The organism is Paenibacillus sp. FSL R5-0407 (assembly GCF_038009185.1).
Taxonomy (GTDB): Bacteria; Bacillota; Bacilli; order Paenibacillales; family Paenibacillaceae; genus Fontibacillus; species Fontibacillus vini.
In genome coordinates this window covers 65,509-88,303 of record NZ_JBBPAX010000002.1, presented here as the reverse complement: position 1 = coordinate 88,303, position 22,795 = coordinate 65,509, and the positions used below count along the sequence as shown (strand labels likewise).

Below are 22,795 nucleotides of genomic sequence, written 5' to 3'. Positions count from 1 at the left end.
ACACCTTCCCGGAAAGAAAAAAAAGTTGCCTCAAAGGGACAATGTTGAACGGCAGCTGATTGCAATTACAATAAATCGGAATTGATTTTTCAAAAAATGTTTACTTTTTATCAATATTCACTAAAATAAAATAGGTATTCAAATTTGAATAGGTACAAGGGGGGCCAAGAATGGCTGCTGAGAAAAAGGACTACACCAAATTTATTCTGATCGGCCTCATGTTAGGCATCCTGATGTCGGCCATGGATAATACGATTGTAACGACGGCCATGGGAACGATCGTTTCCGAGCTTGGAGGAATGGAGCAATTCGTTTGGGTTACCTCCGCCTATATGGTGGCTGTCATGGCAGGTACGCCGATCTTCGGCAAGCTGTCCGATATGTACGGACGAAAGCGGTTTTTCCTGTTCGGAATCATTATGTTTCTGATCGGATCAATCCTGTGCGGGATGGCGGGAAGCATTGTGCAGCTCAGCATTTACCGGGCGATCCAGGGGATCGGCGGCGGGGCGCTGATGCCGATTGCGTTCACGATTATTTATGATATTTTTCCCGTGGAGAAACGGGGGAAAATGACAGGGCTGATGGGGGCCGTCTTCGGCACCTCCAGCATATTCGGTCCGCTGCTCGGCGCTTATATTACCGACTCGCTCGGCTGGAATTGGGTATTTTACATTAATGTACCGATCGGTCTCGTATCGCTGGTGCTGATCATTATGTTCTATAAAGAATCGCTTACGCATGCCAAACAGCAGATCGACTGGAGCGGTGCGTTTACGCTGGTTGGTGCTGTCGTCTGCTTGATGTTCGCGCTGGAACTCGGCGGAGAGAAATACGCCTGGGATTCGGCGGTCATTCTGGGCCTGTTTGCCGGGTTTGCGCTGTTGTTCGTAGTTTTCCTGGTTGCGGAAACAAGAGCGAAGGAGCCGATCATTTCGTTTGATATGTTCCGGAACCGGCTTTATGCGACAAGCAGCCTGTTGGCGTTGTTCTATGGCAGTGTCTTTATCGTGGCTACGGTTTATATTCCGATTTATGTGCAAGGCGTATTCGGGGGAAGTGCTACTAACTCGGGCCTCATTCTGATGCCGATGATGATCGGCTCCGTCGTAGGCAGTATGATGGGCGGGATGTTGACTTCAAAACTGTCTTACAAGGGCGTTATGTCCATCTCCGTCGTCTTTTTCGTATCGGGCATTTTTGCGCTCAGTACGCTGAGCGGCGATTCGTCGCGGATGCTTCTGACGCTCTATAGCATTTTGACCGGATTTGGCGTCGGATTCTCCTTTTCCGTGCTTGGCATGGCTGCGGTACATCCGTTCGATATGCGCAAACGGGGTGCGGCAACCTCGACCAACTCTTTTCTCAGATCGCTTGGCATGACGCTGGGGATTACGATCTTCGGCATTGTACAGAGGAATCTGATGGCGAACAATATGGCGGAGGCCTTTCAGGAAATGGGCCAGGCAGGCCAAGCCTTTGGGGATACCCGGGAAGCGTTGTCTCCCGAGAAGCGGGCGCTGATTCCGCCGGATATTTTGGATAAATTGACGAATGCGATGGCTACTTCCATCGGTCATACCTTCATGTGGGCGTTGATTCCGGCCGTTCTGGCCGTACTCGTCGTAATCGCGATGCCAAACGACCGGATGGTAGCTAAGGCGAAGGCGTCCGAAGTGTCCAAACAGCGTGTTTGAGGACGGTTTGATATGCAAGCTTTATCGATCCGTCTAAGCATTCTCGGTTTGTTGATGGAAGAGGATATGCATCCTTATGAAATCCGGAGCCGGATGAAGGACCGCTTTCTGGATTTCCAGGGCAGATTCAAAATCGGTTCGCTCTATTATGCTGTTGATCAACTGGCGAAACAGTCGTATATCGAAGCGGTGGAAACCATACAAAGCGACACCCGTCCGGACAAAACGGTCTACCGGATTACGGACAAGGGGAGGGCTTATTTTCACAAGCTGCTGCTGGACCGGTTCAAGGAGGAGGATATTCCCTTTCATCCGATGTACATCGCCCTGGTGTTTGCCGGAAAAGGGGACCGCGAGAAGATCGCCGCTATTCTCCGGGACCGGGTACGGGAGGCCGAGCATCACGTGAATTACTGTTATCAGGTGTATTGCGAGCATAAGGGGACAGTGCCGCGGAGCGTTCTGCATTTAATGGCCGGGCGATATGAACATGCCAAAACCGAGCTCGCCTGGCTGGTCCGGCTGTTGGAAGATACCGAGGCGGGGCGCCTGAACGAGGTGGCTTTCTCTCCGTTATTGGAAGAGGATTAAGCGCTGCTATTCCAATGCTGTTGTAGATTGATTCTATTACTCTCGTCTTAACTCTCGAACACTTCCCGTGTTTATTCCGGAAGGTTTTGAGGTATAAAGGAAGTACAAAGCCGTAGACGAGGTGAAAATCATGGATAACGAACGGAACGATGCCGGTTTCCCGGATCGCTCGAAAGAAACCCCGAAGACCGGGGAGATTCCCACCCGGGATCATCCCGAGCAATATCCTACGGAACAGCCCAGCTTGTTCGATATGTTCGAAAGCGAGCAAAACGTCGATCCGATTCCGGTCGAGGATTTGAATCTTGAAGTCCGCGAGGAGAAGGACAAGGAAGCGACGAAGCACGCCTCTTCCAGCGAACGGAAGTATCATACGGGATTCGAAGATTAATTTACCGGAATGCCAAAAACTCCCCAAGCCCATGATTCATGGAGCTTGGGGAGTTTTTGAATTTAGGGATGCTCGTTTCTCTGTTTCTCTACCTCAGTTCCTTTACTACATTCGGAGGGGTATGCCCTTGCAGCGCCAACACCAGGTTTTTGGCGGCGGCCATGGCCATCTCGCGGCGCGTATGCTCCGTGGAAGAGCCGATATGCGGCAGGGTTACGACGTTCGGTAAGGTTAGCAGCGGATGGTCAGCCTCGATCGGCTCCCGCTCAAATACATCCAGCCCGGCTCCGTAAATTTGTTTGTTCTTCAAAGCCTGGATCAAAGCCGATTCATCCACAGTTGCACCGCGCGATGCATTGATGAACACCGCCGTACGTTTCATGAGATCAAACTCCGGCTGTCCGATGAGTCCGCGGGTTTCCGGCGTCAACGGCGTCATTATCACGACGAAATCGGATTCACTCAGCAGTTGGTGAAGAGTGCGGTATTCCGCTTGCAGTTCTGCTTCGGCCTCCGGCTTGCGGTGACGGTTATGATAAAGCACCTCCATGCCGAAGCCGAGTCTGCACCGGCGTGCGACCGCCTCTCCGATGCCGCCCATCCCGATAATGCCGAGCTTTTTATGATGGACGTCCAATCCGAAGAAGATCTCGTCATCGCCCCGCTTCCAGCGGCCATCCTTTACATACTTGTCCAATTCCGCGATCCGGCGGGCCGTGGACAACATGAGCGCCATAATCAAATCGGCTACCGTTTCATTCAGCACCCCGGGCGTATTCGTACCGAGTATCCGCCGCGCCTTCATCGCTTCAATGTCGAAATTGTTATAGCCGACACTGATCGTACTGACCGCGCGTAACAGAGGGGCACGTTCCAGCAGCTCTGCGTCGATTTTGCCGCCTGAGGTGAGGAGCCCCTCAGCATTTCCCAGGCTTTCAAGCAGGCGTTCGCGGGGAATGGGCTTAGGTTGATCCCACTTGCTGCAATCGCAATGTTCTTCAAGATAAGCTTCAACTTCAGGAGGAACTTTTCTGGCAATAAACACTTTAGGTTTCATGAGCGTTCTCCTCTCCAAGTCAGGGACGATAACGTGATCAAAACATGAATTAACGATTATCCACCTTTTCGGGATAAAGATCATGATTCAGCAGGCGATGTTCGGCCATAGCTTCATATTTTGATCCGGGACGGCCGTAGTTGCAGTACGGATCGATGGAAATTCCGCCGCGCGGCGTGAATTTTCCCCATACCTCAATATATTTGGGATCCATCAGCTTAATCAGATCGTTCATTATAATATTAACGCAATCCTCGTGAAAATCACCGTGATTACGGAAACTGAACAAATACAATTTGAGCGATTTGCTCTCCACCATTTTGATATCCGGAATATAACTGATGTAAATGGTGGCAAAATCGGGTTGACCGGTAATCGGACAAAGGCTGGTGAATTCCGGACAATTGAATTTTACAAAGTAATCCCGATAAGGATGCTTGTTATCAAAGCTTTCCAACATTTCGGGCGCATAAGTCATCGGGTATTGAACTCCCTGATTACCCAACAGACTAACATTTTGCATTTCTTCGGGTCGTCTTCCTGACATTCTTATATCCTCCTTTTTTAAACTCCCCGCTTGTTGCCCCATACCAGGGCATGAAGCTGGGGAAGAACACGTACATCGTTCAAATCGCTCATAGACATAACCCGGTCTATGAGTGCTTCGTAACGATGCAGCAAGTCAGCGGCGTGGTGGCCGATGTCCATACGCCGCACATCGGGGTTGCCGACCTGCAGGAACATCGCAACGCCCGGATAACGGGCGTGCACCTGCTTGGCGTAGGCAAGGTCGGCATCGTCGAACACGACGACCTTGAGGCTCACCGCCAAGGGAGCAGGTCGTCCATCGAGCTTGGCGACGATCTCGTCCAGCATGGCCCAATCGGTATTCATTCCCGAGCTGGGCGGCTTAGGGGAGATCGTCACCTGGTGAATGTCGCTCAGCCAGTCCTGCCACCGGGAGCCTTGCGTCTCTACGGCCACCGTGATGCCTTTGCTCCGGAGCAAAGAGACAAGTCCCTCCAACTGAGGCAGGAGGGCAGGATTCCCGCCGGACAAGGTCACGTGCGAGAACCGGTCGCCTCCGATCCGGTACAGTTCGTTCCAAATCTCCGCAGGGGTCATCCGGGAGATCAACTCTTTGGCGCTGCCGTCCCAGGTGAAAGCGGAGTCGCACCAGCTGCAGCGATAATCACAGCCTGCGGTGCGGACGAACATCGTCTTTTGTCCGATAACCATGCCTTCGCCCTGAACAGTCGGGCCGAATATTTCAAGCACGGGAATGTGCTGTTGTTTGATTTCTTCATTCATCCCTCATCCACTCCCGTCTAGCTTCCGCGTAACTTGTCGGTGTCTCGTACAGGCGTACGAATTCCGTACGGGCCTCCGGGAGAGAAGAGCGGTAGCACTCCAATGCCATGGAGGCTTCCATCTTCTCAAAGAGCCAAACGACCATATTCTCGGCCGTCGTATTCATCGGAGGCAGCGTTTCATTCAAATAGCGGTGATCCAAATAGCCTTCGATTTCTTCCTTCCAAATTTGCTTGATCGTGCCGAAGTCGACGGTGATCCCCACCTCGTCGGGCTTTCCGCTGATACCAAAGACTACTTTGTACGTATGGCCGTGCAGGTTTTTGCATTTCCCGTCATATGCGTGCAGATGGTGGGCCGCATCGAAGGTAAACTCCTTGCTGACGAGCACGCGCCGACGATGATAACGGAGCTGCTCTTTGGCGATGTCCTGACCAAGCACCTGCAACTGTTCTACGATTCGAAATTCTCCGGGTGTCCGTTCCATATTTAGAACTCCTCCTTGACGGAGCCGCCGGTACCGCGAGTCTGAAGATAGCTGTCCATTCCGGCTCTTCTGAGCTTGCAGGCGGGACAGTCGCCGCAGCCGTCCCCGATGATTCCGTTATAGCAGGTCAGCGTACGTTCGCGGACAAAATCGAAAGCGCCTAGCTCATCGGCCAGTTGCCAGGTTTGGGCTTTGTCAATCCACATCAGGGGCGTATGAATGACGAAATCAAAGTCCATCGCCAGATTCAAGGTCACGTTCAGCGATTTAACGAAAGCGTCCCGGCAGTCCGGGTATCCGCTGAAGTCGGTCTCGCATACACCGGTTACCAGGTGGCGTGCTCCGACGCCTTTGGCCAGTACCGCAGCAAAGCTGAGGAATAGATGGTTCCGGCCCTCCACAAAGGTGCTGGGAAGCTCCCCTTCCTCATGCGTGATCGGGATGTCGCTGCGGGTGAGCGCATTTTGCGTCAATTGACCGAGGAGGGACATGTCCAGGACGGTCAATTTAACCCCCAATTCATCCGCGATTCCTTTGGCGCATTCGATTTCCAGAGAATGGCGCTGACCGTAATCGAAGGTGACGGCTTCGACTTCACGGAACTGCTCAAGCGCCCAAAACAAGCAGGTGGTACTGTCCTGGCCGCCGCTGAAAACAACGACCGCTTTTTCATTTTTAAGCATAAAAAAACCTCTCATTCTTCTTGGATTGATCCGAAGGCGAGCAAACGCCTTCTGGGAAGAAAGAGAGTTCTTGAACTTACATCGCAAAAAAACAAGCCCATGCTACTCAGGCAGGGGCACCATTAGTTTTTTATAGAGGGAGTTCGCGAACCTCTTCCGTGCGATAGCCGCAAGGATCTTTTTTTCAATTGTCACAGGCTTGCGCCCGCAGCCATTATAACATACTTGCCGCCTCAGGCGGTATGGTAATGTAAGCAAATAAATCCGCCTAATTCTCTATTTACAAACCCGAAACCGTTGGATGATAATGGAATAATATGATGAAGAGGGGGACTCATGGGGATGAAGACAATAAAATTCAAATGGCTTGCGCTTCCGCTGACGCTTCTGATGATTGCGCTCGCGGGCTGCCAGGCAGTGGCGGGCTTTGATATCAACAAGGCGTTGGTTCAAAGCATCCAGCCGACATCAAGTGAATCCAAGCAGACTCTGTCGGTAGAGCTTGTTCCGGCGACAGGAACGCTCTCTGCGGAAGATAAGAAGACGATCGATCTGATCAATTCCTTCTCGCTGAATGTGGATAGCGCCAAGATGCAGGATGCTTCCAATATTTCGATCAAGGGATCGGTCGGGTACGACGGTAACAAGCTGCCTTTCCATTTGTCGATGGACGATAAAGGAATGGCGATTCAGGTTGAAGGAGCCAAGCAGCCGGTATACATATCGCTTGATCCCGCCGACACAGGCATGCCGGATATGACGGAGTATCAGGATCAAATCCAGCAATTAACGAAGAAGGCGAGCGAGTTTGTTCTGAAGCATTTGCCGAATCCGAGCAAGGTATCGGTAAAGCAGGGCAGTGAAACCGTAAACGGGGAATCCTTGAATTTGACCAACCTGCAGGTTGAATTGCGGGGGGATGAGCTGATCGGTTTGATCAAACCGTTTCTGACGAGTGTCGCCAAGGATGAACAGGGAGTCAAAGACCTGATCGGAACTTTTTACGATGTATTCTATCCGCTGATGAGTTCGGGAATGGGTACGGATATCATCGATTCCTATGCAACGGACATTCTTCCCGAATCCAAAGCGGTTACTGTAGCGGCAATGGCTGCAGCGCTTCAGGAAGAGCTGAACAATCTGTTAGCCGATTACGACCAGCAAATGGCGGATTTGATGGCGGAGACGCCGGAACTTGCGACGATCCTGGGCAAAGATACTGTATTGAAGATGAATCTCTATTTTGACAGCAAGCTGAATATCCGCAAGGAAAAGGTGGAACTGAATATCGCCCTTCCTGCGTCGGAAGATTTGCCGATTCAAGCGGTTAAAGTCCATGTGGACAGCGAGATATGGAACGTCGGCGGAACCGTGAAAACGGACGAAGTGAATACCGCGGCCGGAGTCATCGACGCCATGGACCCATACTTGACTCCTGGGCAAATTCTGCGCAATTTTGATACAAATTCGGTGATATACAAAATCTTGAAGGACGAAATGCAAATTTCGTATAAGTATATTTTGCTCGATCCTTACAACGACTATTATGAGGTCATCTCCAAAAAGAACACCTCCTTCGTACCGCTCCGCTACTTGTCGGAACAACTGGATGCCGATGTGAAGTGGACGCCGGGCTCCAGTCAAATCGTCATTACCGACGATATTACCGGTGCGAAGATCGCCGTGACTAAAGGCTCTAACAAGGCTACCGTGAATGGCCAGCCGGTTACGCTGCCGCAGGCCGTGTTTGTTCATGAAGATGGAACAATGTATGTGCCGCTGCGTTTTATTGCGGAATCGCTTGGAGCAACGGTCAACGTTGACGAAGAGGGCTGGATTACGGTGGAGCGCCCATAAGCGCAACTGATTTTATGAAATGCCGGATTTCGAATATTATCCTTTAAAGAAGATGGATTTGCTTCGACTATGCTCGAAGCATCCATCTTTTTTTTGTAGACAAGGGGGGCGCTCCTGATATAATATGAAACCATAAAGAAAATGATAATCATTATCAGTGACAATGGAGGGTCAAACTATGCGTTACATGAAGCACAGCTTTCTATCTTTGACGGCGATCTTGTTACTGTCCATCGTCCTATCCGCTTGCGGGGGACAGAATGGCGGGAATAAAGCCGGAAATACAGACAATGCACCAGCAAATCAAACCAATCAGAATTCAGGCAACCAGGCCTCGAATACAGATGCAGCGAAGACGAAAACGTTCAAAGATCTGAACGGGGACATTGAAGTTCCGACGAACCCGCAGCGGATCGTTTCGATTACTCACCTGGGCGATTTGGCGGCACTTGGCGTTAAGCCGGTCGGCGCAGGCTCGGTGGCATTGGAGAATTCCGTGCTCTTGGAAAAAGAACTGGAGGGTGTAGTCAATGTAGGCGATATCTCCGTCGAGAAGGTATTGGAACTGAATCCGGACCTGATCATTATCCCTTCCTATACACCTGCTGATATCGCAGAGCAATTGAAAAAAATCACGACGACAGTAACGCTGGCTACCACCGGATGGGAAGGCATCGATCCGATTGACGAAGTGAGAACGATGGGTGATTTGCTTGGCCGCGAAAAAGAAGCGGAAGAATTCATCGCACGTTATCAAAAGAAAGCGGAAGAAGCTAAGCAAAAGCTGCAAGAGGTCATCGGACCGGACGAAACAATCGGTACGTATTCGATCTGGGCCAAAAACTTCTGGGTATGGCCGGCTACAAGAGATGCCGGATTCAATTTGTATAAAATGTTCGGGCTGAAGCCGTTGCCGAAGATCGAATCCGAAGTGTTCCCTGGAACCGGCAGCGATATCTCGCTTGAGGTGCTTGGAGATTATGCGGCCGACCATATGTTTGTTACCGTATATGAACCGGACGGCGGGGCGGAACGGGCCAAGGAAGTCATGAACGGGGCAGTGTGGAAGAACCTCCCTTCGGTTAAGAATAATCACGTTTATATGCTGGATATGAAGCAATTCTGGATGGTTGACGGTCTGAACCTGGAGAAACAGATCGACATCCTGACGGATCTGATCATTAGCCAAAATCAAAAGTAAACCTTTATTAAACGGGCTGCCGTATTCTTAAGTTCCCTTAAGATTGCGGCAGCCCTTTAATTTTATGCTTTATTCATGGCAGTTGAAAAATCAACAATAGCTTCCTGCAGTATAGTTGAGGGGGGAGCGTTCTTTTTGGCGGCGGATCTCGCTACCATGGACGTAACGAACCGGTCCCACCAGTTCATATCGTCCGGTTTCAGTTCTCCTCCGAAGCACGAGATCTTCAGGGCGGAATCCCGCAATTCGGACGGCAGGGCACGGGCGATAAACTGGTCTGCTTGCTCGGGGGACCCGCAGCAAACGAACACCCCGACCTTTTTTTGCAAGAGAGTCTTCAGATGTTCCTGGCAGAGCCGGACGCAAGGCTTTTGCCATTGTCCGTAGTAGATGGATCCTCCGATAATTATCTTTTCAAAAGCAGCGAGGTCGGGAAGGGGGTCATGATGCAAATTAACGATACTTACCGGACCCGTCAACCGGCTTTCCAGCATGGACGCGCATTTTGCCGTACAGCCGTACTTTCCGGCATAAGCAATCAATACACTCATAGCGAACCTCCTGTTCAAATCGCATTTTCCAAATTATATATAATGGAGCTTCAAAGAGATAAGAGATTTATCATACTGCTAAGCTTGCGACCATATCTTTGCGCATTGACAAAAGAATAAGAAATTTTTTAATATTGTCCTATATTCGTAATTATTACAATTAAACGGGGTTGAGCCCTGATCCGTGAAGGGAAGATTGACATACATGCTGAAGTTGAAAAAGGGCGATCTCTGGCTCATCGCTGTGCTTGTCGCAGTAGGTATCCTCTGGCTGGGGCTCCGCTATTTTAACGAACAGAGTCATACATATAATCCGGCAGACCTGAATGCGGTCATCACGGTGGACGGTCAATTGTACAAAACCGTTCCCCTGAATGGAGCGACCGAACAAATCGAGATTAAAACCGAGTTCGGGCATAATATTCTTAAAAAGTTTGACGGGGGCATCCAGATGATTTTTGCGGATTGTCCCAAAAAAATTTCCATGGCCATGGGATTCATATCCCGGCCGAATGAGACCATTATCTGCGTCCCGAACCGGGTCTACGTGGAAATTGCCGGAAATAAAGGTAGCAAGGAGAATGAGGAAGATGAAGTGGATGCTTATGTCCGTTAAGCGGGAAAGCCCAAGCTTGGAGTTTGTCTTTACGAGTCATCCCCAGCCCCCGGCTTAATACCTCCAGAAGACTCTCTTGCCTCTTGGATCCATTGTTCCACCGCTTTACTGTTGAGATAAATATAAGGAGTATCCGGTCGTGGAATTTCGGTCACCAACTCGGCTTCAACCGCAATAACTTCCCTATCTTCGCGAATTACCGTAACCAAGTTCCCCTCGACTTCTAACCATGCATCGTTTCGGACGGCGGGATGGTTAGCCTGAAGAAGGACCGGAACGCCGAAGGGATAAGCATCCGCCGTGCAGCATTGCACGAGAAAACGTCCCAGGACAAATTCATCATCCGGTGAAACGCCCTCATCGCGGTAAACAAAACCGCTCAGCCTGATCCTCTTTCCCTTGAACTCCTCTTTGAACAATTGTATAGACCCTACGATTTCTGAATATATTTCCGGTTTAACTTCGATTGGATCCTGCACATATAGCAGCTTGGCCAGTTCGGCAAATTCCACATTGTACTTGTCCGGTGCTTTGAATTTGCCGTCCAGCTGTTCTCTGGTCAGTACGGGCGATCCGAGAATCATGCCTTTTTTTGCTGCGGCCGTAACCCCGAGAGCCTGGTCGGGAAGTAGGCTTCCTAATAGTATCGGAAGAATAAATAGGGCATAAATCGCCGCATGTTTGAGTTTGGAACCGGTGACGGGGTGTTGGCAATGGCAATCCACACCGTGCTTCGTCCCGAACATAGCCCGGTACGCAAGATTGACGGATAGCGCGACGAGCGGAATGACGCTCAGCCGTAGCCAAGGATACATTTCCGGTGCAACGTAATATTGAAGATAGCCTGTAGCGGACAGACGAGCGATATATATGGCGAAGCCGAGTAGGATGAGACTGCGGATCAGTTCATGGCTCCGGAAGACCGGTTCTTCATTCATCATAATTCCCTCCTATTGGCTTAAAAAGAAAGCATCTACAGCAACTGCCCCCGTAAAGACCACCGTACAAATCAGAAAAGCCAAGTAAATGACGAATTTCGTTTTGAAAACGGACAGCAGCATTAGTGTATTTTTGAAATCAAGCATCGGACCGAAGACGAGGAAAGCGAGCAGGGATCCGGAAGAAAACGAATGGAGAAACGTTTGGGCGACGAAAGCATCGGAAGTGGAGCAAAGAGACAGCAGAAATGCGAATCCCATCATGAACACATAGGCGCTGATAGGGCCGCTGCCGATGGATTCAAGGCTTTCTTTGGCCACAAAGGATTGTATTCCTGCGGTAAGCATGCAGCCTAGCAACAAATATTTGCCCATATCGAAAAATTCATCCGCCGTGTGGACAAAGATGGAGGTCCACTTCTTTTTACCTTGATTTGAATGGGAATGGTGAGCGTGATGGTCTTGAGCGGTTGCTCCGGATGCAGAAGCCGTTTTAAGCGGGTCTGTTTTCCAGGTGACGTAAATCATGACCCCGATGGAGGCGGCTACGAAAAAGGCCAGTCCCATCCGGGCGTAAACCATCTCGGGATACAGCCGGAAAGCCATGTAGGTCGCGCCGAAGACGACCGGATTGATAATCGGCCCCGATAGAATGAAAACTGTCGCAATATATACGGGCATACCTTTCTGGATGAGTCTGCGGATCAGCGGAATCATGCCGCACTCGCAAACGGGGAACAAGAGCCCGAGAATACAGGCGGTCAAAATTCCGGCGGCCGGATTTTTGGGGATCCACTTTTTCAGCAATTGTTCGGATACGTATAAATGCACCAGCGAGGACAATATCGAGCCTAGCAGGACAAACGGCAGTGCCTCCAGCAATATGCCGAGAAAGCTTGTCCGGAACGTATATAGGTAGGTTAAATCGACGGAGCCTGCGGCGAGAGGCAAGAGGACGGTCATACAAGCCAAAATGAACGCGGCAAGCGCCAAAATGGGAAGGATGCGGAGCGGAAAGAGTTTGTTCATCGACGGGATCTCCTTTACGGGATTCTTAATCATAATCATTACTATTTAGCTGAATAAGAGTTCAGAACAGAAAAGCAAAATTTTCGTGAACCGTTGACAACTTGGTTAGCGGGGGATATAGTAATTGTTATTAATCGTAATAATTACGAATAAGAAATGACACTTAAATTGGAAGGGGCAAGTGAGTTAGTGACATTGGATACGAAAATAATACCCGTCACCGTGCTTTGCGGCTATCTGGGGTCAGGCAAGACCACGCTGCTTAACCACGTTCTGAACCAGCGCGGCGGCATGAAAGTAGCCGTAATCGTAAACGACATGAGTGAAATTAATATCGACGCCGGCCTTGTGAGCAACGGGGCCCAGCTATCCAGAACGGAAGAGAAGCTGGTGGAGCTGTCCAACGGCTGCATCTGCTGTACGCTCCGGGACGATTTGCTGAGAGAGGTCCAAAAGCTGGCGGCGGAAGGCCGGTTTGATTACATTTTGATTGAATCTACCGGAATCAGCGAGCCGGTTCCCATAGCCCAAACCTTTACTTATGAAGATCCTGATACGGGAATCGACTTGACCGCCTTTGCCAGACTGGACACCATGGTGACCGTGGTGGATGCCTATCGGTTCTGGCATGATTTCAGCTCGGGCGAAACGCTACTCGACCGGGGACAGGCGACAGGGGAAGAGGATACCCGGGACGTGGTCGATTTACTGATCGACCAGATCGAAACCTGTGATGTGCTGATCCTGAATAAATGCGATCTGGTGAGCCAGGACGATCTCGAAGAGCTTAAGGGAGTGCTTCGCAGACTGCAGCCGACGGCCAAGCTGATTACTTCAAGCAACGGTGTGGTCGATCCGAAGGAGATATTGAACACGGGCCGATTTGATTTCGAAAAAGCCAGCCTGTCCGCCGGTTGGATCAAAGAGCTTCAGAGGGAAGAGCATACGCCCGAGACGGAGGAGTACGGCATAGGTTCCTTCGTGTACCGGAGATCGAAACCTTTTCATCCGGAAAGGCTCGCCAAGGTGCTGGAAAATTGGCCGGTTGAAGTCGTGAGAGCCAAAGGAACCGTATGGCTTGCAGTAAAGCATGATCTGGCGGCAAGCCTGAGCCAAGCCGGCCCCTCGATCCAATTCGGTCCGGCCGGCAGGTGGGTGGCTGCTCTCAATGAGGAAGAACGGAAAACGGTGTTCGAGACAGAACCGGAGGTACTGGCGAAATGGGATTCCGTCTGGGGTGACCGTTTGAACGAAGTCGTGTTAATCGGCATCGATATGGATCGAAGCGGGCTGGAGCGGGACCTCGACGATTGCCTGCTTACGGCGGAGGAGATGGAGCTGGATTGGTCCGGTTTCAACAACCCGCTCCCCTGGATCAGTGATGAGGATTATGAGGCCGCCATGGGCAAATGACCGGATTTTATAGAATTGTACCGAACCAGGAAGGAGGTGAAGGTTATGCGCGTAGTTGTCACTTTGGCTTGCACGGAATGCGGGGACAGAAACTATACGACCACCAAAAACAAAAAAACTCATCCGGAGCGTCTGGAATTGCGTAAATATTCGCCTCGGCTGAGAAAATATACGATTCACAGAGAAACAAGATAGCCTGGGGATATAGGACTGCCTCAAAATAAATAAGACCGGCCCCAGGCCGGTCAAATAATATTTTTCCCATAAAATATTTCGTCCATCTCGATCGTCAAACGCTCCGTAATTTCCAGTTGCTCCTGCGGACTAAGTGTGTCCTTGGTGTAGCCGAACAGGTAATTGTTCAGATCGAATTCCTTCAGTTTGCATTTGGTATGGAAAATATGCTCCTGGTACACATTGACGTCAATCATATGGTACTGGTCAAGCACCTCGTCGGGGATATAGTTCTGGATAGAACTGATATCATGGTCGATGAACAGCTTCTGACCGTTGATATCGCGCGTGAAGCCCCTGACTCTGTAATCGATCGTCATTATATCGGTATCGAAAGAGTGGATTAAATAATTCAGCGCCTTCAGCGGTGAAATTTCACCGCAAGTCGAGACATCGATATCCGCCCGGAATGTGCAAATTCCTTCATTCGGATCGTACTCCGGATACGTATGGACGGTAATATGGCTTTTGTCCAACTGGATGACTACATTATCCGGCAGAGGTCCGGGCGATTCCTCGAACGATTCGTTCGGCACCTCCACCACCGGCCCCTCCGAAACAAGCACGGTAACGCTGGCCCCTTGAGGGACATAATCCTGCTTTGCCACATTAAGAACATGGGCGCCGATAATTTCCGCAACGGTGGTCAAAATTTTCGTAAGCCGGTCGGAATTGTACTGTTCGTCAATGTACGCGATATAGGCTTCCCGTTCTTCTTTGGTTCGCGTATAGCAAATATCATACATATTAAAACTTAGCGATTTGGTCAAATTGTTAAACTCGTGCAACTGGATCCGCTGTTCCTGGGTCAGTTTCATGAGGGAATCCCCCTTTTCATGGCTGTTCTCAAGGTAAAGTTTGTTTGCATTACCTTACTTTTATACCCATTCTGTCCCGGAAAAAACGTCTCGGAGGGAGGTAGAGGCAAATAGTTAGCCGCGGGGGGAAGTAACTTCAGTTCAAATCATCCCATCTTTCCCATTGATCCCGGGGATTTACTTCATAAACCTCCTGATCTCGGGACATCAGCCGGTGAATGATGAATTCTCTGCGGATGGTGGCATAATCGCCGTGAAACTGCTTGATAAATTCGTTGATCTCTTTTTCCGCATATTTCCGCACCGGATCCAGCAAGGATACAAGATGATGTAATACGATCAGCTTCTTCTTGTATTGGGCGGGCAGGTGTTTCAATGTACCCTCCGCGGTAAAAAAGTTTCGGATAACGCTGTTTTGCAGTGCCTGCTGTTTGGACTCCAAGGTCAACCGCTCCGTTTCTTGTTTTTCGTTTGGCTGAAGTTGCATGAATAAGACCCTCCTTAAGTTGTTCGAATTGAACAGAAAATGAAGTCAATTAAATTCGATGAATGTTTAATTAGATAATAATCTAATAAGTTAAAGGAGTCAAATACGAACTTGCTCCATGCCCTTTAACAGTTAATCGTTTTGAACCTAACCAAGAACAAAAAAAGCCCGGCGGATGCATCCGCCGGGCTTTCCTTGTGTTGATCGCGATTAAGGCTCGAGTCCCCAAACGAGGCTGCCGTTCAGGTAAGCGGGAACGCGCTCCCAGTCGGCATATGCCGATTTGGTCGAGTCATAAGAGAAATCGTCCGCTTCCGCATAATTAGTCCAGTCGGTTTTATTGATGCGGACTTGGATTTCTCCGGAGTACGCACCGGGGGCCAGGCTTCCGGCTCCGGCACCGAAGGAGATCTCGATATAGTAATCTCCTCCCGGAAGAGCAGGGTCCACCTTGACGAAAGTGCCGCTGACATTACCGCTTCCGATCGCGGCATAGTCGCAATGGAACTGCTGGGCTTTGTCTCCATCGATGGTGTAATAATAACGCAGCTTTACATCGCTTAACGCAATAGCTTCGTCCCCGTTGTTGACGATTTTGAATTGGGCCCGGATTTGATTGTCGTTCGCGTTGTTGTCATTCGTCCGGTATTGGACGGTCAAATCGCCTTCCGCGGGAATCGGCGCCTCTGTCGGCGTCGCGCTGACTTCTGCGGAATCCGGGCTGGAACCTGCCGCATTGCCTGCGCTTACCACATAGTAGTAAGTCGTGTCGTTGACCACGTCGAAATCGGTGTAATCCGTTTCGGAAATCGTGGCGATGTCGGTGTATGGTCCGCCGCTGAGGGTGGCCCGTTTGACCGTATAAGACTCGGCGCCGGCCGGTTTGTTCCAGGTCAAACCGACTTGAGCGTCGCCGGCTGTCGCCTTAAGGCCTGTCGGCGCTTTAGGAGCCACAGGCTCTACCGGGCCTCCTCCGCCGCCGTTGATCAGCCGGTCATATTCGGCATAGGCTGTTGCCATGTCGACTTGGGACCAGAAGCGATGGTACGTGAATTCCGGAGTCCCGTTATCCCATTGTTTGGTTTGCGGGTTCCAGGACGTGTTGAATTTGTTTTCGAGATAGGACCAGGCCGGATCGTTTGTAATTTCCGGACGGACATCGATATAGCTGGCGTACACCCCGTCTCCGCCTTTGGCAGGATCGGAAGGAACGGTGCTGCTTCCCGGAATGGCGTTGCCCTGGCCGAAGGTTCCGTTCCATCCGTTCGGGAAGTAAATTTCCTTCATGAAATATCTGTAGTAATCGCTGCGAGGCTCTACCGTTGTGATGCCGACACCGTCATTGTATCCCCAAGCCGCATCCAGCAGCGATTTGGCCAATTGTTCGGCCTGGCTGCCGAGTGCGGAGTAGCTGCCGTTTTCCGCCTTCGTAGCGGCTGCAAAGAAGGTTAAAGCTTTGATGTAGCTGCCGAGCACTCCGGCGTCTTGTCCCGGGTTTTTCGTAACCACGTGAAGACCCGGATTGCCGGTGTGATTGCTGAATCCGTTCCAGCTATCCGGTTTGCCTTGCCATTCCAGATTGCTCGGAATCCAGAATTCCCCCGGAGCGGACACGGTATCGATTTGCGGATCGTTGCCGCCGAGTACCCGGTTCCCTTGCTGATCGAGGTAATAGCCTTCCGAATCGGTCACCGGACGGCTGTTGGCGAAGGCATAATCCATCGACCAGTCGACCCAGTTTTCAACGACCTGCTTGGCCATTTGGAAGTTTTCGGACGAGGTGTCTCCATTGGAAGCGAGAATATAGTATAACTCTGCGATCCGTTCCACCGGCCAGGCTTGCATGCCGAACCAGTTGTTGGAAGGAGGATCATGATAGACCGGCGCATCGTCATAGGCCATTCCGTAGAACGTACTGGTTCCTGCCGGATATGCTTTATAGGCACCGTCATAGCTGTTGGTCGCCCCGCCGGCTATGGCGCCTTCGCTGGACTGCAGCCAGGAGTAGAATTCAAGCTGACGTTTCAGCGAAGTGGCCCAGTCCGTCCCCGCCGTCGGCGAAGACGGGATCAAGCCGCCTTCCGGATCGGACAGGGCATAGGCTGCGACTACGTTCTGATAGCCTTGATGGGCATGGCTGGCACCGATGCGCCATGCCCAGTTGCCGGTGCTTCCAAGCCCGCCGCCCCAGGCGGTATACCAGGCCATCAGATAGTGCGCGGCATCTTTGCCGGTACCGGCCGAAGGTGAGCCGTCGGAGGCGCTGCCGATTTGCTGGAAGTACTTGTCGTACATGCCGTAGCGCAAATAGTCGCCCATTTTTTCGGCCTTTTGCAAATAAACTTCATTGTCATAGCCGAGCTCCTTAGCCCAGTACATGGCTTGAATGGCCCGGGCATCGGCATCCGTCGCGTTGGTATAACGCCATTGTGGTGCCGGCGTGTTGCTCTCTTTCGTGAAGAGGGTCATAAAACCTTCGCCGGGTTTACCGAACGATTTGTCGTCCTGGGAGGGGTGAGGGACCGCTTCCCAAACCGATTCCTGTTCGCCGCGCTGGAAGGTGTTTACGTATGCGGCGGTATGGCTGGGGTTCAGCAGGTTTCCGAATCCGTACCAGTTGTCCACATCGACGAGCCAATGCATAAGATAAGTCTGGTTATTGCCGTAGGTCGCCTTCAGCTCGGCATCGAGCGGGTCCTTACCTGCGGCATATTGTCCGCTTAGCTGGCTCGGATACTTGTCCGGCTGGTCATATTCTGCGGCATAGGTCGCCGGACTGTTAGGGTTGTAATAGCTCATGGTCGGCTGTTCTTCTTTACCGTCGCCTTCATTCACCGGGATAATATATTTCTCCATGTTATCCCAGGCTTCTTCCAGCTTGCTCCAGTCTCCCGTATAGTGGCCATACAGTACTTCTAGCCACATCCAGTAACTGTAGGCTTCGGAGGTCGTCATATGCCCGTAGTCCGGGGCTTCGCTCATCAAGGTTTCAACAGCGTGATAGGGGATGCCCTCGGGCGAAAAATATCCGCTGGCGGGATCTTTAAGCTGATCGTAAAGCTGCAGAAAGCGGGTTTCTTCCGGGGAGGCGGCCATCGCTTTTGGAGTCCCGGCACCGAACACACCGGTTATCAAAGAAAATAATAATGCGGCAGTCAAGGCAAGCGAGAGAGGTTTCCTGAACACGTTCGATCTTTTCATAAATCCATCATCCCTTCAATTTAATTTGGGTAAGGATTGAATGGCTTTGCTTATCGATCTTGGCAGTCAGTTTGATCAGATTCTGGCTAGGCTTGGCTCAGGGCTCTGCTCCCCACACGAGAGTTCCGTTCAGGTATAATGGCGTCTTGTCCCACTCGGCATAACTTTGCCTTGTTCCGTCATAAGAATAATCATCGCCTTCGCTAAAATTGGTCCAGTCGGTTTTATTGAAGCGGATTTGAATTTCCCCGGTGTCGGCACCCGGTGCCAGGGTGCCCGCACTTGGGCCAAAGCTAATTTCAAGATAATAATCGGCCCCCGGAAGAGGGGAGTCCAGTTTAACGAAAGAACCGCTCACGTTTCCGCTGCCGATTGCGGCGTAATCGCAGTGGAACTGCTGCGCTTTGTCCCCGTCGATCGTGTAATAATAACGCAGCTTCACATTGCTGAGCGAAATGTCTTCGTCTCCGGTGTTGACGATCTTGAACTGGGCCCGGATCTGATTATCTCCGGCATTGGTGTCGTTGGTGCGATATTGAACTCTTAAGTCCCCTTCCGCAGGAATGGGGATTTCTCGCGGCGTCGCGCTGACTTGAGCGGAAGGAAGGCTGCTGCCGACCTGATTTCTCGCCATAACGACGTAGAAATAGGTTGTACCGTTGCTCAGGCCGCTATCGCTGAACGAGGTGCCGGTCACGCTGCCTACGGTAGTATAAGGACCGCCGCTCGCTTCCGAACGTTGAATTACATAATCGGCCGCTCCCGATACCGCATTCCAGGACAAGTCTACCGTTCCGCTGCCCGGAGTCGCTTTTACTCCTTTAGGCGCTACAGGGACTTGGGGTTCACCCGGATTTCCGCCTCCCGGCGGAATTTTGCCGAATACCCGGACGCCGGCGTCGAACACCGGAATATTTGCGCTTTTTACCGGTCCGGCGCTGTTAGTTCCGATTCCCTGATACGAAAAGTCGTTGCTGTTATCCCAGAAATTCGTGTTCAGTGGCCCGGCGATACGGAATTGCACCTCTTTGCGGTACGCCGATTGGCCGCCCGGATAGATGCGCGTTCCGGTGAAATCCACGTTCGTATAATAAATGTTGTTCGCTTCATCGTGGGGCTGCAATTGGGATACGGTAGCCCCCTGGTTGTAGCCTCCCGCCGTTACCGTAATGTCTTCCGGTCCATACCCGGCGGCGACGGCTTCACTGAGATCAAGATAATATTTGAAGGACATGTTTTCGCTGGCGCGTGCAGGCCATCCGGAGCGATTGTTCAGCAAAGCCCGGATTTCGATGAAGTTGCTGCCGCTGGCGTTGACCGAGGCCTCAACGAACATTTCGTCCTCGCGGGTTTCCGGGGCAGGGAACGAGGAGAGAGGCTGTTGGCCGGCGCCGTGAAGCAGCATCATTTTGGCCAAAGCACCGGTGAAGCCGGCATTGTAATCCGTCGCAACTTCGTTGGACACATAATCCCCGATCGAGTCGGTGTAGGCGTCGGTTTTTGAAGGTCCGCCAACTAGCGCGCCATACAGCACATGCCGATGATTCGCCGGTACGGACTGACTGTCCGCCCAGGACCCGTGAGAGGTACGATGGTGCGGATGCTGCGGCGAATTATCGCCGAAGCCGATAACATAGCTGCTGTTCCGAGGATTGTCGCCAAGCATGTACAGGATCTGCTGTTCAGCGAATGAACGCGCGTTTATTTTCTTCGCGGCATCACTCACCCAATCGGAGTACACAAAGGCGAGAAATGCCTGGTTGGCGGAATACCGCAGAGCTCCCCATTGATCGAGATGGGCAAGGCCGCCGGGGGTGTACGATACCTTTTCGCCCGTACCGCTAACGCCGGTGGTCCAAAACTCCATATTTCGTTCCGTGGATTGAACGAAACGGGGGTCTCCGGTGATCCGGGCCAGCAGGAGCTGGGCTCCATAATGTTTGTCATCCCAGGCGTGGGTCCATTTGTAATCCCATTGCCCCTGCTGATTGGTGCCCCACAAGTCGCTGGCGGCGATCGCTTTGTCCAGATAATTCTGGTCCTGGGTAGCGAGGTATAGCCAAACCGCTCCCCAACTCAGCTCATCGGCGTACCCGCTCCAGGAGTTATAAAACTGTGTGGCGTCCGTGATACTATCGGAGTATTTGCCGCGGTATTGATCTGCGAAGCTATACAATTCCTTGGCATGACGGAGCAGCTCGGCTGAATAAGACGGATCGCTGTCTTTAAAAATGATCGAAGCGGCTGCCAGCGCGGCTGCCGTTTCACCGGCCAGATCGGAACCGGGATGGGCAGCGTCGATTTTATATGCCGGGCGCTGCATCGGCATCACCTCGGCCGGTCCCCACCAGTTATGGTCAGCTGTTCCGTTACCGACTTGCCCCCATAACTCATTCGGGGCCGTATGCGCTTTCATAAAATAGTCCGTTGCCCAGCGAATATTGTCCAGTATTTCATCCAGTTGACCGGATTGCTCATAGCCTTCGCGGTATTCATACACTGACCAGGCCAGCAGGGTTGCCGTGGAGGCCATCGGGAATCCGAACTTGACGTGGTCCCCGGCATCATACCACCCTCCGGTCAAATCATGCCCAACGTCCGCACCGTCCTGCATTCCCGAATCCCCGCGCCATTCCACACGGTTGTTATCGGGAAGCTCTCCGGACCGCTGCGTTTCATAGAAATAGATCGATTTTTGCAGCGCCTCGGCATAATTGTAATCGGAAGCGGCCGCGCTTGCCTTGCCGGGAAGGGATGACCATCCCGAATAACTTGTAAGCGCTAACAAAATACTGAATGACAGTGCACTACTTTTCCTGAACCATTTGCCCATAGCAGATTTCATCCTCTCTTAGAGTGATTCTACTAAACAAACGACTTTCGGCTGTACACAAAAAAATAGCCCGTTCACCTCACTTTCGGTAAAGTAGAGGACGCGCTGTCTTCAGCATGGGGTGGGATTTCTCTTGTCCCATCCATAATATACCATGTAAAACTAATATTTTCTAGTTTTTACAGTAAAAAATTTCTATAAATTCCATTTGAATGTGAAAAGTCCCTCATGCTTAACATGAGGGACTCTTGTCACTGCATACCAATTGTCAAATTGATAGGTGTACCACGCTGATAGACTTAAGCCTCCGGCTTGTTCAACTGGGCGTTTTGTTTTAACAGATCCCGAATTTCGGCCAGCAGCAATTCTTCATTTGAGGGAAGAGGGGCTTGCTCAGGTTTGACTTCCTCTTCTTTGCGTTTGAATCGGGATACTCCTTTGATGAAAAGAAAGATGGAGAACGAAATGATCAGGAAATCGACGACGGTTTGTAAAAAAACTCCGTAATTCAGCGTGGCATTTCCAAACGTGAATGTTAGACCGGAGAGGTTGACGCCCCCAAGTAGCAGGCCTACCAGAGGCATGAGGATATCGCTCACGAGAGAAGCGACGATTTTGCCGAAGGCCGCCCCGATAATGACCCCGATGGCGAGATCCAGTACATTTCCTTTCAACGCAAAAGCTTTAAACTCTTTCCACATACAAGTACACCGCTCCTGTTTCATATTTAGATTACATTCATTGTATCCAATAATAGAAAGCGAGCCAAGAGTCCATAAAAAGAAAACTGTCCCCCATGGAAGTAGGAGACAGTTTTCGACTAAAGATTGGATCGATTGATCCGGTAATTAATACTTCGGATTCGGACCGTATTGGTTGGTACCTTCTTCGCTGTCCAGGCACATGAATACGAGCAGGACAATCGCCCCCACAAACGGAACTAAGGCGATTAAAAGCCATAAGCCGCTCTTACCCGTGTCGTGCAGTCTGCGGACGCCTACCGCCAATGACGGTAGTAAAATAGCCAGAGAGTAAAGATAGTTTAAACCGTTGCCCAGGCCGATTACGGCTCCTAAGATGCCTAGGACAATACCGATAATGAAATTGAACAGAAAGAACATCCAGTATTCTGTCCGCCGGGCTCTTCCTTGAAAGCCCACATAATTTTGCAAAACCTTGAGATACCAATCCATGAAATAAATTCCCTCCTAAGTAACTGTTTTTTATGAACTATGTATATTCGGAGAATAACTTGTTCTATTTATATATAATTGAAATTCCAAAATTCGACAATATCTATTTTAAAATTTATGAGTCTATTATTTAAGATATTCATTTCAACCACTGATTTGTACATGATTTCCCTTTAAATTTATACGGTATCTTCTACTGGGTACCCA

The 22,795-nt window shown here is 50.9% G+C and carries 22 protein-coding genes and 1 riboswitch; of the genes, 8 read left to right on the top strand and 14 right to left on the bottom strand.

What is annotated here, in order from left to right:
• The first annotated feature begins 170 nt into the window (after positions 1 to 170).
• From NYE70_RS19810 to NYE70_RS19800, 3 genes are all read left to right on the top strand, one after another.
• Positions 171 to 1,697 carry an MDR family MFS transporter gene (locus NYE70_RS19810; protein ID WP_290406890.1) on the top strand — a complete coding sequence of 509 codons (1,527 nt, stop codon included), beginning with the start codon at positions 171 to 173 and terminating at the stop codon, positions 1,695 to 1,697.
• Between the two features lie 12 nt (positions 1,698 to 1,709).
• Positions 1,710 to 2,288: a PadR family transcriptional regulator gene (locus tag NYE70_RS19805; protein WP_211021950.1), complete on the top strand. Its 579-nt coding sequence runs from the start codon at positions 1,710 to 1,712 to the stop codon at positions 2,286 to 2,288.
• 130 nt (positions 2,289 to 2,418) lie between these two features.
• Positions 2,419 to 2,679, top strand: coding sequence for a hypothetical protein (locus tag NYE70_RS19800; protein WP_247681749.1), 261 nt, complete (start codon positions 2,419 to 2,421; stop codon positions 2,677 to 2,679).
• Positions 2,680 to 2,767: 88 nt separating this feature from the next.
• Here the strand turns inward: NYE70_RS19800 and NYE70_RS19795 are convergent, their stop codons facing one another.
• From NYE70_RS19795 to queC, 5 genes are read right to left on the bottom strand one after another with little or no spacing between them, the layout of a single operon-like run.
• Positions 2,768 to 3,736, bottom strand: a complete 969-nt coding sequence (locus NYE70_RS19795) for a 2-hydroxyacid dehydrogenase (protein WP_211021952.1) — start codon at positions 3,734 to 3,736, stop codon at positions 2,768 to 2,770.
• Between the two features lie 49 nt (positions 3,737 to 3,785).
• Entirely contained in the window at positions 3,786 to 4,283 is a 498-nt protein-coding gene (gene queF, locus NYE70_RS19790) for a preQ(1) synthase (protein ID WP_290406887.1), read from the bottom strand.
• A gap of 17 nt (positions 4,284 to 4,300) precedes the next feature.
• Entirely contained in the window at positions 4,301 to 5,047 is a 747-nt protein-coding gene (gene queE / locus NYE70_RS19785) for a 7-carboxy-7-deazaguanine synthase QueE (protein WP_211021956.1), read from the bottom strand.
• Entirely contained in the window at positions 5,040 to 5,534 is a 495-nt protein-coding gene (gene queD, locus NYE70_RS19780; RefSeq protein WP_211021958.1) for a 6-carboxytetrahydropterin synthase QueD, read from the bottom strand. Before queD ends, queE begins: the two co-directional genes overlap by 8 nt.
• 2 nt (positions 5,535 to 5,536) lie before the next feature.
• A complete protein-coding gene (gene queC / locus NYE70_RS19775) occupies positions 5,537 to 6,217 on the bottom strand; it encodes a 7-cyano-7-deazaguanine synthase QueC (protein ID WP_211021960.1) in 681 nt (226 codons plus the stop codon).
• A 116-nt stretch (positions 6,218 to 6,333) separates the two neighbouring features.
• Positions 6,334 to 6,377: riboswitch (PreQ1 riboswitch) on the bottom strand.
• Positions 6,378 to 6,559: 182 nt separating this feature from the next.
• Here queC and NYE70_RS19770 point away from each other — a divergent pair.
• Entirely contained in the window at positions 6,560 to 8,074 is a 1,515-nt protein-coding gene (locus NYE70_RS19770) for a copper amine oxidase N-terminal domain-containing protein (RefSeq protein WP_247681750.1), read from the top strand.
• 178 nt (positions 8,075 to 8,252) lie between these two features.
• Positions 8,253 to 9,275: an ABC transporter substrate-binding protein gene (locus tag NYE70_RS19765; protein WP_211021964.1), complete on the top strand. Its 1,023-nt coding sequence runs from the start codon at positions 8,253 to 8,255 to the stop codon at positions 9,273 to 9,275.
• 62 nt (positions 9,276 to 9,337) lie between these two features.
• On the opposite strand, the gene NYE70_RS19760 is transcribed toward NYE70_RS19765, so the two are convergent.
• Positions 9,338 to 9,826: a flavodoxin domain-containing protein gene (locus NYE70_RS19760; RefSeq protein WP_211021966.1), complete on the bottom strand. Its 489-nt coding sequence runs from the start codon at positions 9,824 to 9,826 to the stop codon at positions 9,338 to 9,340.
• A gap of 205 nt (positions 9,827 to 10,031) precedes the next feature.
• Between NYE70_RS19760 and NYE70_RS19755 the strand changes: the two genes are divergently transcribed.
• Entirely contained in the window at positions 10,032 to 10,442 is a 411-nt protein-coding gene (locus NYE70_RS19755) for a NusG domain II-containing protein (protein ID WP_211021968.1), read from the top strand.
• A 29-nt stretch (positions 10,443 to 10,471) separates the two neighbouring features.
• On the opposite strand, the gene NYE70_RS19750 is transcribed toward NYE70_RS19755, so the two are convergent.
• Entirely contained in the window at positions 10,472 to 11,383 is a 912-nt protein-coding gene (locus NYE70_RS19750; RefSeq protein WP_341047692.1) for a TIGR03943 family putative permease subunit, read from the bottom strand.
• Between the two features lie 9 nt (positions 11,384 to 11,392).
• Complete coding sequence (locus NYE70_RS19745) at positions 11,393 to 12,409, bottom strand: permease (protein WP_211021972.1); 1,017 nt, start codon at positions 12,407 to 12,409, stop codon at positions 11,393 to 11,395.
• A gap of 156 nt (positions 12,410 to 12,565) precedes the next feature.
• Between NYE70_RS19745 and NYE70_RS19740 the strand changes: the two genes are divergently transcribed.
• Positions 12,566 to 13,822 (top strand): GTP-binding protein, encoded by a 1,257-nt coding sequence (locus NYE70_RS19740; protein WP_211021974.1) that lies wholly within the window; start codon positions 12,566 to 12,568, stop codon positions 13,820 to 13,822.
• A 45-nt stretch (positions 13,823 to 13,867) separates the two neighbouring features.
• Entirely contained in the window at positions 13,868 to 14,017 is a 150-nt protein-coding gene (gene rpmG, locus NYE70_RS19735; RefSeq protein ID WP_059046469.1) for a 50S ribosomal protein L33, read from the top strand.
• Positions 14,018 to 14,067: 50 nt separating this feature from the next.
• Here the strand turns inward: rpmG and speD are convergent, their stop codons facing one another.
• From speD to NYE70_RS19705, 6 genes are all read right to left on the bottom strand, one after another.
• Positions 14,068 to 14,874: an adenosylmethionine decarboxylase gene (gene speD, locus NYE70_RS19730; RefSeq protein WP_211021976.1), complete on the bottom strand. Its 807-nt coding sequence runs from the start codon at positions 14,872 to 14,874 to the stop codon at positions 14,068 to 14,070.
• 136 nt (positions 14,875 to 15,010) lie between these two features.
• Entirely contained in the window at positions 15,011 to 15,361 is a 351-nt protein-coding gene (locus tag NYE70_RS19725) for a DUF2087 domain-containing protein (protein WP_211021977.1), read from the bottom strand.
• A gap of 210 nt (positions 15,362 to 15,571) precedes the next feature.
• Positions 15,572 to 18,562 (bottom strand): glycoside hydrolase family 48 protein, encoded by a 2,991-nt coding sequence (locus tag NYE70_RS19720; RefSeq protein ID WP_341047688.1) that lies wholly within the window; start codon positions 18,560 to 18,562, stop codon positions 15,572 to 15,574.
• Positions 18,563 to 18,659: 97 nt separating this feature from the next.
• Positions 18,660 to 21,395: a glycoside hydrolase family 9 protein gene (locus NYE70_RS19715; protein ID WP_341047686.1), complete on the bottom strand. Its 2,736-nt coding sequence runs from the start codon at positions 21,393 to 21,395 to the stop codon at positions 18,660 to 18,662.
• A 299-nt stretch (positions 21,396 to 21,694) separates the two neighbouring features.
• A complete protein-coding gene (gene mscL / locus NYE70_RS19710; RefSeq protein WP_211021983.1) occupies positions 21,695 to 22,096 on the bottom strand; it encodes a large conductance mechanosensitive channel protein MscL in 402 nt (133 codons plus the stop codon).
• Positions 22,097 to 22,243: 147 nt separating this feature from the next.
• Complete coding sequence (locus NYE70_RS19705; RefSeq protein WP_341047683.1) at positions 22,244 to 22,588, bottom strand: DUF805 domain-containing protein; 345 nt, start codon at positions 22,586 to 22,588, stop codon at positions 22,244 to 22,246.
• Positions 22,589 to 22,795 lie beyond the last annotated feature (207 nt).

Bases quoted from the DNA above. Each gene is read 5' to 3' on its own strand.
- NYE70_RS19765 (WP_211021964.1), top strand. From the start codon at position 8,253: ATGCGTTACATGAAGCACAGCTTTCTATCTTTGACGGCGATCTTGTTA.
- queE (WP_211021956.1), bottom strand. From the start codon at position 5,047: ATGAATGAAGAAATCAAACAACAGCACATTCCCGTGCTTGAAATATTC.
- rpmG (WP_059046469.1), top strand. From the start codon at position 13,868: ATGCGCGTAGTTGTCACTTTGGCTTGCACGGAATGCGGGGACAGAAAC.
- NYE70_RS19750 (WP_341047692.1), bottom strand. From the start codon at position 11,383: ATGATGAATGAAGAACCGGTCTTCCGGAGCCATGAACTGATCCGCAGT.
- queC (WP_211021960.1), bottom strand. From the start codon at position 6,217: ATGCTTAAAAATGAAAAAGCGGTCGTTGTTTTCAGCGGCGGCCAGGAC.
- NYE70_RS19705 (WP_341047683.1), bottom strand. From the start codon at position 22,588: ATGGATTGGTATCTCAAGGTTTTGCAAAATTATGTGGGCTTTCAAGGA.
- NYE70_RS19725 (WP_211021977.1), bottom strand. From the start codon at position 15,361: ATGCAACTTCAGCCAAACGAAAAACAAGAAACGGAGCGGTTGACCTTG.
- mscL (WP_211021983.1), bottom strand. From the start codon at position 22,096: ATGTGGAAAGAGTTTAAAGCTTTTGCGTTGAAAGGAAATGTACTGGAT.
- NYE70_RS19800 (WP_247681749.1), top strand. From the start codon at position 2,419: ATGGATAACGAACGGAACGATGCCGGTTTCCCGGATCGCTCGAAAGAA.
- NYE70_RS19745 (WP_211021972.1), bottom strand. From the start codon at position 12,409: ATGAACAAACTCTTTCCGCTCCGCATCCTTCCCATTTTGGCGCTTGCC.
- NYE70_RS19805 (WP_211021950.1), top strand. From the start codon at position 1,710: ATGCAAGCTTTATCGATCCGTCTAAGCATTCTCGGTTTGTTGATGGAA.
- queF (WP_290406887.1), bottom strand. From the start codon at position 4,283: ATGTCAGGAAGACGACCCGAAGAAATGCAAAATGTTAGTCTGTTGGGT.
- NYE70_RS19795 (WP_211021952.1), bottom strand. From the start codon at position 3,736: ATGAAACCTAAAGTGTTTATTGCCAGAAAAGTTCCTCCTGAAGTTGAA.
- queD (WP_211021958.1), bottom strand. From the start codon at position 5,534: ATGGAACGGACACCCGGAGAATTTCGAATCGTAGAACAGTTGCAGGTG.
- speD (WP_211021976.1), bottom strand. From the start codon at position 14,874: ATGAAACTGACCCAGGAACAGCGGATCCAGTTGCACGAGTTTAACAAT.
- NYE70_RS19720 (WP_341047688.1), bottom strand. From the start codon at position 18,562: ATGAAAAGATCGAACGTGTTCAGGAAACCTCTCTCGCTTGCCTTGACT.
- NYE70_RS19755 (WP_211021968.1), top strand. From the start codon at position 10,032: ATGCTGAAGTTGAAAAAGGGCGATCTCTGGCTCATCGCTGTGCTTGTC.
- NYE70_RS19810 (WP_290406890.1), top strand. From the start codon at position 171: ATGGCTGCTGAGAAAAAGGACTACACCAAATTTATTCTGATCGGCCTC.
- NYE70_RS19715 (WP_341047686.1), bottom strand. From the start codon at position 21,395: ATGGGCAAATGGTTCAGGAAAAGTAGTGCACTGTCATTCAGTATTTTG.
- NYE70_RS19740 (WP_211021974.1), top strand. From the start codon at position 12,566: ATGACACTTAAATTGGAAGGGGCAAGTGAGTTAGTGACATTGGATACG.
- NYE70_RS19760 (WP_211021966.1), bottom strand. From the start codon at position 9,826: ATGAGTGTATTGATTGCTTATGCCGGAAAGTACGGCTGTACGGCAAAA.
- NYE70_RS19770 (WP_247681750.1), top strand. From the start codon at position 6,560: ATGAAGACAATAAAATTCAAATGGCTTGCGCTTCCGCTGACGCTTCTG.